This is a genomic window from Xanthocytophaga flava, assembly GCF_030068545.1.
Classification (GTDB): Bacteria; Bacteroidota; Bacteroidia; order Cytophagales; family 172606-1; genus Xanthocytophaga; species Xanthocytophaga flava.
This window is the reverse complement of the sequence record NZ_JASJOR010000014.1, coordinates 205,494-218,685: the sequence shown is the minus strand read 5'-3', so window position 1 is coordinate 218,685 and position 13,192 is coordinate 205,494. Positions and strand designations below refer to the sequence as shown.

General features: G+C 35.5%; 12 protein-coding genes and 1 pseudogene. 5 read left to right on the top strand and 8 right to left on the bottom strand.

All coding sequences use genetic code 11. The features are described 5' to 3' along the window. Nucleotides 1-343 precede the first annotated feature (343 nt). Both QNI15_RS21025 and QNI15_RS21020 read left to right on the top strand, forming a co-directional pair. Nucleotides 344-1,003 carry a recombinase family protein gene (locus tag QNI15_RS21025; RefSeq protein WP_314033361.1) on the top strand — a complete coding sequence of 220 codons (660 nt, stop codon included), beginning with the start codon at nt 344-346 and terminating at the stop codon, nt 1,001-1,003. A gap of 639 nt (nt 1,004-1,642) precedes the next feature. After that, nucleotides 1,643-2,173 carry a hypothetical protein gene (locus QNI15_RS21020; RefSeq protein WP_314033360.1) on the top strand — a complete coding sequence of 177 codons (531 nt, stop codon included), beginning with the start codon at nt 1,643-1,645 and terminating at the stop codon, nt 2,171-2,173. 432 nt (nt 2,174-2,605) lie between these two features. On the opposite strand, the gene QNI15_RS21015 is transcribed toward QNI15_RS21020, so the two are convergent. The 7 genes and pseudogenes from QNI15_RS21015 to QNI15_RS20990 all read right to left on the bottom strand — a co-directional run bounded on the left by QNI15_RS21015 (nt 2,606) and on the right by QNI15_RS20990 (nt 7,736). Further along, complete coding sequence (locus tag QNI15_RS21015; protein ID WP_314033359.1) at nt 2,606-3,436, bottom strand: hypothetical protein; 831 nt, start codon at nt 3,434-3,436, stop codon at nt 2,606-2,608. A 252-nt stretch (nt 3,437-3,688) separates the two neighbouring features. Further along, entirely contained in the window at nt 3,689-4,048 is a 360-nt protein-coding gene (locus tag QNI15_RS21010) for a hypothetical protein (RefSeq protein WP_314033358.1), read from the bottom strand. A gap of 167 nt (nt 4,049-4,215) precedes the next feature. After that, nucleotides 4,216-4,641 (bottom strand): annotated as a pseudogene (locus tag QNI15_RS39090) (integrase core domain-containing protein); the annotation flags it as partial. Beyond that, complete coding sequence (locus QNI15_RS21005) at nt 4,575-4,721, bottom strand: hypothetical protein (protein ID WP_314033374.1); 147 nt, start codon at nt 4,719-4,721, stop codon at nt 4,575-4,577. The gene QNI15_RS21005 and the pseudogene QNI15_RS39090, both read right to left, overlap by 67 nt. A 16-nt stretch (nt 4,722-4,737) precedes the next feature. Then, nucleotides 4,738-4,980 carry a hypothetical protein gene (locus QNI15_RS21000; RefSeq protein WP_314033357.1) on the bottom strand — a complete coding sequence of 81 codons (243 nt, stop codon included), beginning with the start codon at nt 4,978-4,980 and terminating at the stop codon, nt 4,738-4,740. Between the two features lie 566 nt (nt 4,981-5,546). After that, nucleotides 5,547-6,404: a hypothetical protein gene (locus QNI15_RS20995; RefSeq protein WP_314033356.1), complete on the bottom strand. Its 858-nt coding sequence runs from the start codon at nt 6,402-6,404 to the stop codon at nt 5,547-5,549. A gap of 39 nt (nt 6,405-6,443) precedes the next feature. After that, on the bottom strand, nt 6,444-7,736 hold the full coding sequence (locus tag QNI15_RS20990; protein ID WP_314033355.1) for a pYEATS domain-containing protein: 1,293 nt from the start codon (nt 7,734-7,736) through the stop codon (nt 6,444-6,446). Between the two features lie 375 nt (nt 7,737-8,111). On the opposite strand from QNI15_RS20990, the gene QNI15_RS20985 reads away from it, so the two are divergent. Together QNI15_RS20985 and QNI15_RS38990 are read left to right on the top strand one after the other, a co-directional pair. Next, on the top strand, nt 8,112-8,963 hold the full coding sequence (locus tag QNI15_RS20985) for a DUF4158 domain-containing protein (RefSeq protein WP_314033354.1): 852 nt from the start codon (nt 8,112-8,114) through the stop codon (nt 8,961-8,963). Between the two features lie 22 nt (nt 8,964-8,985). After that, nucleotides 8,986-9,171, top strand: a complete 186-nt coding sequence (locus QNI15_RS38990) for a recombinase family protein (RefSeq protein ID WP_390902206.1) — start codon at nt 8,986-8,988, stop codon at nt 9,169-9,171. Between the two features lie 31 nt (nt 9,172-9,202). Here QNI15_RS38990 and QNI15_RS20980 read toward each other — a convergent pair whose 3' ends face one another. Further along, nucleotides 9,203-10,783 carry a hypothetical protein gene (locus QNI15_RS20980; protein WP_314033353.1) on the bottom strand — a complete coding sequence of 527 codons (1,581 nt, stop codon included), beginning with the start codon at nt 10,781-10,783 and terminating at the stop codon, nt 9,203-9,205. 388 nt (nt 10,784-11,171) lie between these two features. Between QNI15_RS20980 and QNI15_RS20975 the strand changes: the two genes are divergently transcribed. Next, nucleotides 11,172-13,118, top strand: a complete 1,947-nt coding sequence (locus QNI15_RS20975) for a hypothetical protein (protein ID WP_314033352.1) — start codon at nt 11,172-11,174, stop codon at nt 13,116-13,118. The last annotated feature ends 74 nt before the right edge of the window (nt 13,119-13,192 follow it).

Below are 13,192 nucleotides of genomic sequence, written 5' to 3'. Positions count from 1 at the left end.
AACATATCAAGGAGGAACCTTCTTGACATGTTAATATTCCTCATATTCGTGGAACATCCGTGGAACATTTGGAATATAAATTTCACAAATCAAGAAGGTTCCTTCTTGCTATGTGAAAAACAGTCCATTTTCCTTGTTTGCTCCTTATTGCTCACTTATATTTATATAAGTTGAGTTATCAAACCAAATTAGACTCACCTAAAAAAAATGACAACCCTTGCCTAACAGTCATCATGACTTCAGATCCATTCAATACCTATGCACAAATGGAAGCTAGATGAGTGAAGCTGGATTAGCGAAGTTTCAATTCAAGGATCTATTTCAAGAATCTACTATTTCAAGAATGAAAAAATATGTAGCGTATTACCGGGTGTCCACTCAGAAGCAGGGACAAAGTGGGCTCGGACTGGATGCACAACGCAATTATGTTGAAAAGTTTGCCAAAGATGCTTCTCTGATTCTAAAGGATTTTATCGAAGTAGAATCCGGAAAGAATAATGACCGCCCAAAGCTTAAGGAAGCAATTGAATACGCAAATAATAAGTCGGCCACATTGATCATTGCCAAACTGGACCGACTTTCCAGAAATGCGGCCTTTATTCTTACCCTGAGAGATTCAGGAGTTGATTTTATCTGTGCGGATATGCCAGATGCCAATACACTTACCGTTGGCATTTTCGCCCTTATGGCACAGCATGAAAGGGAAATGATTTCTCAGCGAACAAAAGCAGCCATGCAGGCAAAGAAGGCAAAAGGATTTAAATTGGGAAAGCCTGAAAACTTTACTGCACAAAGCCGTTTGATGGGAAGTGATGCTAAAAAAGTAATTGCCTCCAAAAATCAAAACAACCGTAGAGCAACCGCTATGATCTTGTATTTGAGAGATTCAGGGATGAAATGGACTCATATTGCCAATCAGCTAAATGAATCTGGCTTTACAACTAGCCAGGGAAAACTTTTCAGAGCTGAACAGGTGAAAAGGCTCTATCTGAGAAATAAATAAAAACCCATCAAAAGTTAGTATATAAACTACTTAAAAAAGCACATGCTTGGCAGTGGTGGTCGGAAGATATTTCTTCTGACCACCACTGGAGTTACAGCACTTTTTGTTTTTTAGTGAAATGCAGTTATCGAACACTGGCGACTATCTTTTCGCGTCTTTTTATCAATATGCTATTAGTGCCTGGTGGTCCCGCTTACCGCACCTATCCGCTATCAAACTCAGTTGACTATCACATACTATTTGCGTCATTTATATTGTAAATAACCATCCAAAGAATCTCTTAATCTTTTTTAAGTTATTGAGATAGTGAACGGCAAAACCAATTATTGCTTCTTGGCGCCCCATCAATTGCCTTATTACTTATTCATGTCGAGTAGATTAATACCTCACCTTAATATCTCATTATGTTCAAAATTCTTTTGGCAGATGTATTATAAGTAGTAAGACAATTTAAATGTTTACTTTTATATTTGCCTAAGCATTGATAATCAGATAATTGCCGAGTTGTTTCTATACTTTTATGTCATCATATTACTTAATAACGAAAACGAAACCTCATTAAGTAATATTGATGAAGAATTTGAATGCGACAAGAGGGCTTTCGCATTTCTAGCTTTAACATATAAGAGTTATTCTGATTTGCAGTCACTTCATTCTTTTGGAGGTCCAACAATAGCTTTATTAGTTGAATACTTCAAAAAAATAGCGACAGGAATTTTTGAACCCTCAAATTCTCATCCTGACATAATAGTAAGATATAGAAAGTTAGCTGAACATGTTTTGAATGCTGAAAAGGATAAAATGATTGCAGAAGGCTCTTTTGATTTGGGTGTAAGTTTATGGAGAACTTTCTTTGATAGAGTCCAAGACATCCTTGATGAGGGTTATGTCATTTTTAACCCATTTGGGAAAATTTTGTACCCGCTGGTTGAAGAAACAATATCTTTTCAGTTAATTGAACAAATTGAAGTTGAAATGCTGCAATTATTTGCATTTGGTAACATTTCAAAAGTCAAGAAATCCTTTATAAAACAAATAGCAAACTCACATTATAAAGAAAATAAATTATTTAGACAAAACATTAAGGTGTTACTACAACACCTTAAAAGGGATTTTGAATCCATTGAAGATACAATAAACCTAAGTGAATTATTTGAACAGTTTGAATAAAAGGAGAACACACAACATCGTATTGGCAATGTACTTGGTCGGGCGCATACGTTGAACTTATCTTTTTGTTCGCTTTTTCCTTACATGTTCAATTACCAACGCTTTGAACGCATTTAAAGTCGAATGCAAATTCTATCGTACTATCCCCTGCAACTATTTTAGTTACGTAAGAACAACCAGTTGAAGTTGGCTTTAGACCTTGAAAGGTCGCTACATTTTCATCAAAAATAAAGTAAGAAATTTCTGGGCTTTGCAATTCAGATGAATAATCCAATTCTAGTGACATAAACAAATGATTTAAGTGTTATGAAAAATAAAACTAAAAAAACGCGGCTAACGTTTTGCGGCTTGGCGAAGGAGACGATTTTCACCACAAACGAGGCCACAGAGCTCTGAACCGCCACTTTAACCAAACCACTTAGCCCTAGTTTTTTATATTTTTGGATATTCAATCCTATTAATTTCGTCAATAAGATATTTGTATTTACTTTTTACTTTTTCGGATTTTATTGTATCATAAATTTCATTCAAATCTGTATGTAAATTTTTTAATACTTCAAGCACTTCTTTTCTTTTATCAGGATGAAATGTAAAATGACTTGTTAATAAATGAAGAATAGATGTACCCAAGTTAATTTCAAACCCATTTTTTATTTCTATGATTTTTCCTGCGTTTTCTCTTTTACTGGAAAAAGGTTTTATCATTTTCTCCATAGCTCCATACAATGAACTTTTTCGGAATATGTTATATGATAAGTCGTCAAACACAACTCTTGGATATTCTGCTAAATTTGTCTCATAATCATATGCCTTGACCATAGCAGGGCCAAATAATGCACCATTTTCTTTATGGATTAATTTGTCTACAGAAACTCCTCCTCGAATTAATATTTTAAAGTCTCGCCAAAGTCTGTATGATAAACGACAGACATACTCTATTAGTGACATGACATACATATTACTATCTAGGCCAATTGACATTACAATACTATCTGAAAAGTGTGTTATTCTTATTGAAGATTCATTTTTTAGTTCGTGTGAAAGTCGAACTTGCAACTCTTTTATTCTTTCAAGCTCTTCTTTATTGACTTCAGTAATGTTTATCTCGGCAAAAAGTTCATTGCTTAAAATTTCACTTTTCATAGAGTCCAATACGGAAAATATTTTGTCCGTATAAACTTCATCTGTTTCAGTTTGGGTTACAATATTTCTAAACCCCAAAATATCAATAAATAATGTAATTCGTTGTTCGTATGTCATCATAAAATTGGTATTAACTCGTAAATAGATATAAGTTTTAAGTTTTTATATTTAAACTACACTGAGGCAAATTTTGGTTAAGAGTATGTCTAAATTTTGATAAAGGGTATTGGTTGCAGCGACCAAACTCAATAGACATGCAAGCTCATTTTCCAGAGTGATGCCCAATGGCAATTTATCGAACAAATTATAAAGGAAAAACGCAAGCGAAAACATTCGAACTTACGTTTGTAACGAAAACTCCTAAATTATCAATTAGAGCTCCTTGTCTATTTCAAATTCGATCGCTTGGGAATATTCGCCCAAATCTATAGAAGCAACGGTCCCTATGCTCTGTTGCAGATATCTTAGTAATTGAAAGAAAAAAGATACAAGTGAAACATCAGGTTTACTAAATTCTATGGCATTTACAGACCTTGAATTATAATAGTGGCAGATCCGCTCAATGTAATCCGCAATTTGCTCATCTTCCTCACCTTGATAATCAATAAAAAAAGCACCATTATCCACGGCACATCCCATATCAATACCCTTCGAACCTGTCAGATTCTTTAAATGCGCTTCTAGTGTAGATTTTCTTACAATTGTATTTGTACTGGCTAGTATTCCGCCCAATATTTTGGTTAGCGGCCTTGGGTTTTCAAACAGGTTTGAGATAGAAAATTTGAATTAATTATTTTTTCAATTACTACTATCAAGGCTGTGAATTGTGGGAAATTCTAGGGCTGGATTTTCTTCCGGCAATTTTCCACTGTTCATGGCCCGCTGACGTCCTCCCAAAATTAGGACCGGGTAGAAGTGGAAAAATCGGCGGTATTGAACACTTGAGATTGAATCATGCAGGAGCCATTTCCATCTGACAGGGTGTAAGTCCAGCGTCTCAGCTCAGATAGTGAACTATGAGGCCGGAACTGGATGACATCGCATGCTCCGTATTCCAGCCGCCAAGCTTCTTGGCTCCTATACGATTTTATCAGCTGCGTCGGACAAAGATAAAAACCTCATCAGATCTGCCTTCAGTTAGTATTTAAACACTCATCTCGAAAACTTCCACCGTCTCAGCTCTGATAAACGACTCAATGGATCATCTCTGATCCTATAGCATTATCCGTTGGCTTGCCTGGACGGGAAAAATCGAGTATTACCCCATTGTCAAAGGATCTGATACGATCCGTTGCCCATTTGTCCATCGCTTTGGAAATAAATTCAAAGGAGCATATACGCTCCACCTATTATCTACCTGAATACGGGTTGGATTTACCCCTTCTTCTTTTTTCAACCGCTCCATAAATTCTACTACGGCTTCACGGAGATGCTTCTCCCTTGATTGATTGACCTACTAAGATGCCTAAGCATTTACGAGAATAATTATCAAGCCGATGCCAGGCACGTAGCAGGTTCACTGTCAGAGTCCTGAATTTACGGCCATCAAAGAGTTGGTCAGAGACGTGAATCGTATCAGATTCACTATCCATACTCCAGGCCTGATTTTTTCTTAGCGGCACAACTCTTTCCAGCCGATGGTTGGCTGACCGATTACGTAGCACCTCGGCTCAGATGGGCGTTTACTACGAAGGTTTAAACCTTCCTCCTCTTCAAGTCCTAATACTCTTGGTTGTCGAAGTAGAATATGTGTATCAAGAATTATTTTTCTCATTATAGCATCACTTTACACTTGCCGGCGATTTTAAATAGATATATATTGCATTCTTTTGTGGCCAAAATATAAGAAAACAAATTTCCATCGAAAGCCGATTAGTCAATACCTCATTTGAGGTATTTTTATCCATTTTGCTCGTAGACTTTCAAGTAGATATCTAACAGGTTAAGTAACCGAACGAGCTGGTTTTTGGTATAGCAACTTCTGTAAACTACTCCCCTACCCTTTAACTCCCTTCTTTTCAGTCCAACCAACCCATATATTCTTAAGATACTTCCTAAATAATTGACAGACTAAAAACCTCCCTTTTATTGTTTTCAAATTTGATATTTATGCCACTCGGATTTTCAGTTTCAGGGTTAATTGACTAAGAATTATGATTGTTGTAGTTGATGTTGTTGCTCAGAGTTATTTGAGTTCCTCTCAATTCTTACAAAGACCTAAATTAGAAACTTATAGTTTTTCTGCTTTTACAAATTTTCCATAAATAAAAAAATCGTCAGTTGATTTTAACCGAATAGTTTTGTTATTAACCACACTAACCTTAACTGTGGCATCTGCATTTCCCAAATTTGCAATTACTTCCGAACTCAATTTTGCTTTTAGTTCAGCAGGAATATCATTTTTTAATTCAATATCTGCCGAAAAGCCTTTTACTCTTATAAGTCTGGTCATAATAATTCTTCCTTCTTTCAGCAGGTCTTCTTTGAATGCCTTTTTCTTTGGATTAGATTCGTCAGCTAATGCGTCCCTAAGTTCGCCTGCAATTAATTCGTCTTTTTGCCAACTCTCAACATTAAAATTAACTTTTCTCCTGTTTTTTATTGCTGTACCTAACCCTAATGATAAATCATCGTCACTCTTAATACTGAGTTTCGTGTTCATTATTGCTTCAATGTCTATGTCACTGCTTATTTCAAATTGACATAAAGTTGATGCCCCAAGCTTAATGATTTTATTAAGTTCTGCATCAGAAAAGGTATTTCCATCTACAAGACGGTAAGTAATATCTAAATTTTCATCAGTAATTGTTCCGAGGCCTAACGTATTACTTGGACCAAGATAATCAGCGTCCTTTTTTTTCAGCAGAAGCGATTGCATGCAATGTTTCATAACTCTGCCCCAGTATTTAGCGGCGTAACCGCTAACATTTTTGGCTGCTAATAAACTTGTATCTGTGACTTCTGTCGTATCTATTTCAGCTAAAGTCACTTCTTTAAAATTTAAATCGTCTTTTTTAGGACCTGGACAACCCATTATTAGTAAACAAAAAGTTACTAATAATGGAAAAAGAACGTGTTTGATTTTCATTTTTTCTTGGTTTAATTTGGTGAACTGTTCGTTGTAAGTTTATCCGCCTTTTCCTCTTGAACTTCTTCGCTGTGGAATCCAATTCCACCCCCCCCCTTTTTTAGAATATTTTTTTATTTCTATCTCAATGGGCGGTATCTTGTCTAAGTCCATTTCCAGAATAAATTTTGAGCCATTCTTCAAATAGATAATTGCTTTAACTTTAAAATTTCCCCAAGCATAAAATGTATATTGAAAACTCGTTTCTTTTTTTTGAATATCAACTTTATTATTTGCAAATGAAGGGTCTAAGTTGTATTCAACTTTATCAATATTATTAAGGTCGGCTTCCTTTCCTGTGATGTAAAGATTCACAATATGCCAATGCCTCTTGATTACCTTATAATCTCTTCTGTCATCCTGACGTTGTTGATTTATTTTAAGTGTAATAGGCTTAGATAAATCTTTTAAAGGTTTTGCAGTGTATGAAATACCAATGCCTTTACTTATTTCAACATTAGGAGGCATTCCATATAATGTCCTAACAGAATTAATATCATAGCTGCTTAATATTCCAAAGTTAAAGTAGTCATTGTTACAGTAATTCATTACAGAATAAGGGTCACAAGGAGTAAACCATAATGCTATATCGTTAGTGCTATGCATTGATTCTAATGCCATCTCTTTTTTTAGTTCTTCATTCGGGGTGTTGCATAAATAGCAACTGTCTCTTATTTGTTGATGTGAAAAGCCAATTGCATGACCAAATTCATGAACAGCAATGGATTGAATTGCTGTCTTTCTGTTTGGAACTACTTCTGGAACTAGTGATTTACCCCACTTTTTAAAAGTGAAATTTAATGTCATGCCATTTTTTATTTTGTTCAACTTTACTCCAAGAGCTTTTACTTTAGCACCTGAGGTATCATCAGCAATTCTTATTCGCAATATCTGCTTGGAATTAGATTTGATTTCATTACAGCTACACCAGTCAGTAAAAACTAATCGTGATTCTCTTTGCCACGAATTTATAATTGCATCCTTAACCCATTCTCGCTCTGTTGTATTTTTTTCTTCCGGGTTTTCCCAGCAAACAGCAATATTTTTCTCTTTCCAGAAAATATCTGCTTGTGTTTTAGATTTTTTTATCTCTTTTTTTTGTGCAAAAGCAATTTGATTTTGCACAAAAAAAAGAAAAATAACTATATAAAATTGATAACTGCATCTACATATATGCGCTGCACAAAAACGGATGCGAGGCAATTTGTGTTGAGTCTGCTTGAGGTGTTGCTTCTCTTTTGCTTTTAGAAGAAATAGCCAAACTGCTTTGTCGAAAACTGTTATATCGATCATTAATTGTAAGGTAGCTATATATTATCACATCCAAATACTAACTATAAATCGTAAATAGGTACATGTTTTCTGTCAACGTGTGCTAAAACTTGAAAAATAGAAGCTATAATAAAAGAAATGCACATTTTTGAATGTTACTAAAAGTCGAAATTGTGTTACATACAACGAATACCTTTGATAGGCTTTTCAATTTCACAGATTATAACTAAAAGCAAATCAAAGATTAGTTCACCTATTAGTCAATACCTCAAATGAGGTATTTTTATCCATTTTGCTAGCATGTTTGCTGTTGATAGAGTGTCAGATTCCTTCTGCGTACGACTCCCCTACCCTATAACTCCAGCTTTTTTAGTCCAAAAACCCCTTAATAACCAGTTGAGCTTTCTGCTCCAAGCCGGTTATTTCCGGGTGAGTGGGCGTTTCTTCGAGGTGAATGTTTTTCAAGCTGCTGATGTGGACTACCTGAAAAAGCGGTGGTTGGTAAATGATGCCTCTCTTTCCCGCTATGCTCCAGCTACGGTAAGCCAACACCGTAAACTCATCCTGGATGGATTCAGGGTCAAGTCATTCCGAAGCGAGCAGACGGCCATACTTAATCAGGCGGTTGCTTTTGTCAAATGGCAAATGAATCCACTAGCGGTCTTCCGATCTATAGCTGATTATATCCGCACCCACCGCATTGAAGTACCAGCCTATGCTACCTTGGCTTTATTGTTAACAGAAGCCTTTAAACGAGTAGATGCAGAGCTGACTGATATGATGGATCTTTATTTAACTGAACAGGAGCGAAATAAACTCGATCAGTTACTGGAAATAGAAGGTACAACCGAAGGATCGTCACATAAACCCTATCGTCTAACCCTGCTCAAGCGGAATCTGGAGTTGATGAAACCCACCGCTATTCGCACCAATGTTGATCACTTCCTTCAACTGGGTGAACTATTCCATTCTTTGCAGCTGGTGGTTGAGAAACTGCAATTGAGTGATGAAATGATACAGTATTATGCCCGGTTCGTAATCCGCTCCAAGGTATTTCAAGTATCAGGGCAAGCCAATCGAAAATATTTAATGCTGATCTGCTTTATCAGTTATCAGTATTACCGGTTGGGGGATATACTGATTGAAAACCTACTGCAAGCGGTTCAAACTACGTTGAATGCGGCACAAAGGGAAGAAAAAGCAGGGACAGAGTGGACTCGACTTGGATGCATAACGCAGTTATGTTGAAAAGTTTGCCAAAGACGCTTCCCTGATTCTAAAAGATTTTATCGAGGTAGAATCTAGAAAAAACAATGACCGCCCAAAGCTTAAAGAAGCAATTGAATACGCAAATAATAAGTCGGCCACATTGATCATTGCCAAACTTGACCGGCTTTCCAGAAATGCCGCCTTTATTCTTCTTTGGAAGAAAACTTTTCAATACATACCATTCTAATACAATCCTGGTTGGGTATATAGCAGTTTCTTTATTCACTCTTTTGTTTCTGTTCACCTAACTGGTTTAACTTAAAAGTATTAGCAGTTGGACGAATGTAAGATTTTAATGCAGCACTAAAAAAGGGGGTTACTATTTTTATTCTTTTCTCTTTCACAGATCCAACATCCATTATTGATTTTTGCTTAACTACTAAACATAAATAGGCAATCGGTCCACTCTTATCTGATAGCCCAGATATAATTCCAGGAAAACATTCGCTAGCTTCAAAGGCGATTAGTTCATCTGGAATATTAAAGGTTAACAAAATAGGGTCTTCATATTCTTCATTTGTTTCAGAACTTTTTTCATTTGATAACTCTAAAATTATACCTTGTTTGGGCTCATTTAAAAATACCTGACCTTTCCATCTTTTTGTATTCTTTTTATCTATGTCTGGTGAATGTTCGAAAGTAGCATAAATCAAATCTGCATATTTATCATCGTCAATAAAAAGACTATCCTCTTCGATATATCCATCACGCTGAAAGTATACATAATATTTACCAGTGAAGTGATTCAATATTCGATCTATTTTTTGGCGACGATGTTCAACCAAATAATTATTTAATTCCTCTAAGCTACTTATTTGCTCTTTAGGCATACTCATACGATTTCTTTCTCTGAAGTATAAGAATTTGGCTATTTGTATCGGGATTTTTTCAAAATACGGGTCACCTTCATAGTAAGACTCAATCTTTAGTATTATATCTTTTATAGAGTCTTTTTTTAATAATATGACAGTTTTACTTAATAAGTGTCGGTAGAGCTTAGAATGATAACTATAGTGACCTATCAGAATCGTTTGCTTGCTTATTTCCTCTTCAGCAAGTCTTAAAATTATGTTGGATCGCTTTTTGGAATCATCCTCAAAAACTAAATCTAGATACAGGTAATCATTTTGAGTGTCTTTGGAAGCAATTCCTTTAAAAATTCTATCCCTATTTTCCAGCATTGTTGTCATTGTAACTTCCAAATAGGGTAGATCTTTGTTCTTCTTAAAAGAAATACTACCGACGGCAATACCCCACTTTTCATTTTTCAATAGCTTCTTACCAATACGTTCAAAAATATACCATTCTGAGTTTTCCAAATACTGGGGACATGAACCACTATTAAACCAATTAGGTAAGTGCGAAGGTTTAAATTGTATCGTCTTAGGCTGATTAGGCTTTATTTTATCAAAACTGTTTTTAAAGGTTATATTCAGGAAGCTCAGTTCCAGATCGCTTAGTTTTTGCGCTTGATTGGTTTGCTGCGTATTGTAAAAACTGATGGCTAACCGTAATTTCTCCCAATAATTTTGCGTCAAACTGACAGGTTTCCTGTTTTGGTATTTTATGATGAATCTCTCCCGGATTTGACGGGAGTTCAGAGGCTCATATTCCTTTTCAGCAACACTGGCATGTTGTTGGCTTACCCTATGAATGAAGTCTGCTTTCTGTGAATTTGTTGTAAGGTTATTAGGTTGGAAAAGTTTCTTTTCCAATAAGTCAAACAACTGCTTTATTATAGGGTGATTATGTGCAAATTCTGTTTTGCTGTCTGGAGCTCCTCCCTTACCTGGTTTCATATCTTTAAAAGTTATACATATAAACCCACCATTTAGTGTTTTATAGATTTAGTGAAATTATTTTCTTTAAAATCCCTATTTCACCAAATAAAAGGCGTCTTTCCTGCTAGATACAGAAATAACACTAAAACACCAAATAGTTTTAGTGTTTTAGTGTTTTAGTGTTATTTTTTAATTATTTCTCAGACGTATATATGTTTAGGTATCGACTTATGGTTTAGCCTATCATAATTCAAATCCACACCCGCCTGAAAAATTTTAACATAAACATCTATTCGGCTTTCTATCATGACAGATTGTTACAATGGACGCTTTTCTGACTAGTGTTCCCTGGCGTCGGAAGAAACACACCACTAGTCTCTTCCTATCACACTAACCTAGTGAAATCATGAAAATAATCATCTTAATGTTTGTTTATTGGTACAGAGCGATTATCAGCAAATGGGCCATTGATGATTTGATAGACGCGATCAAATCGAAATCTTGGGGTTGGGCAAAAAAAAGTTATGATAAAAAAAGTAAACCCATGACTGTTCGAATATCTGATATTCTGCTACTTGAAGATCATGCTTTTGTTCAAATTACCGAGATACAAGCTCTTAGCGAAAGGAAGGCAGCAACCAGAAACTTCTTGTTTTCCTTGATATTAATTTTGCTTGAAGGGTTCTTCGTTAGTACAGGTTGGAATTATGTGATGAACAAAGGCACAACATTAGACTCACTTTCCCTTAATGGTCTATTGCTGCTTCTAGTGACAGGTATATTGACAACTATTGTTATTGTTTTATCAGTTGGATGTGTTTTTCATTATCAGGGTCAAGCAGCTCTAGAAAAAAATACGCTTAAACTCAAAATTCCCTTCAAGCAGCTTTATGTCTCAGATAAGATAAAGATAGCTGTATATACTATCGCTGTATTAGGACAGATACTGAATGTGTTTCTTAATTATACAAGAAGTATAAACATAACTGGACAAATCGCCATTGATTCGATTTCCATTTTTGTACTAGCAGCAACTATCACCTCCTGTTTCTCCGGATATCTGGGTTACGCAGCCTATCAAAGTTATATATTGTATAAGGCTTACAAGAAAAAGCGGCAATATGAGAAACTTGTTGCTCAGCATAACACTGGTAGAACAGATAAGCGGGAATTAATAATTAAACTCTCTGATCAAGCAGCAACTACATATATGCCCTTGATAACTTATGTCAGAGCTCTTCTTAAATATAAATCTGAAAAGAGGCAGAATCCTGAAGACTTCGCCCAACTACGTGATTACTTGATTGCACAATTTAATGAAATAGTAGATGATACAGAAGCAATTTGGTATCAAAAGCCTACCGTCCCTCCCGATTATTTGTTTTCGGATATGGAATTGAAAACAGCAAGTATTAATGGCAAAACTTCTTCTGCTTTTTTCACTAATAGTTTGATTGTTCTCACAGCAGCAGGGCTAACAAGTTGTGATTTTATAGAAAGCAAATTAAAGAATGAAAATAAAGAAATTCGAATCTTACTTGATGTTTCTGGTACTACAACAAGCGAGAGGTGGAATTCGTATAAAAAAGGTGTGAAAGAGATAGTTATTAACTTAGAATATGACGATAATATCGTGGCCTATTCAATTGATGATGCATCATATACTAAACCCGTTCGAATGTTTGAAATTAATTTTGCAAATGGCCAAACAAATAGCATTGCGCTTAAAGATTTGCTTAAGAGTTTACCTGATACATTGAGGCCTCCATTTAAGCGTCGCGGTGAATATGAAAAGGAGAGCGATGTTATACAAAAAAGGTTTAAACCATTTATTGATAAGATCTGGCCCATTTTAGAGCTAGAACTTGATTCGATTGCAATAAGTAGAAAGCCCTATTTCAAATACTCCAACATTTTAGGTGCCATTTCGAATTTGGAACAAGATTTCACACATAACCAAACCCATAAAAAAGATAATAGTAATTCTGGGTTCCTTAATTTATTTACGTCATCACAAAAAAAGACAAGCACTAGTTATTGGCTATTCATCTTTTCGGATATGGTGCATAGTTCACAAGAAGGCTTAAATTTTGAAAGGCCACTTGGTCCTACACGGATAGAAACAGAGAACTATTTGAATATTCTACGTGCTAGCAATAAAATATCGGCTCTGCCAGAAGTTAATGTCGTTTGTATTGGCAAAGGAGTAGTTCCACATGGCCCCAGTACAGATGAAGGCGTTGACAACATCATGTTTTTTTGGACTGAGTATTTTAAAAATACTCAGGGTAAACTCATCAGGTACGGTTCATTAGACGATGTCAATGACATTGGTGAAATCATCAGACAATAAGTCCACATACAGAGGTAGTACTCTGACTTTTAGCGTACTACCTCTGTATGTTATTAGAAAATTTAGCCATATAA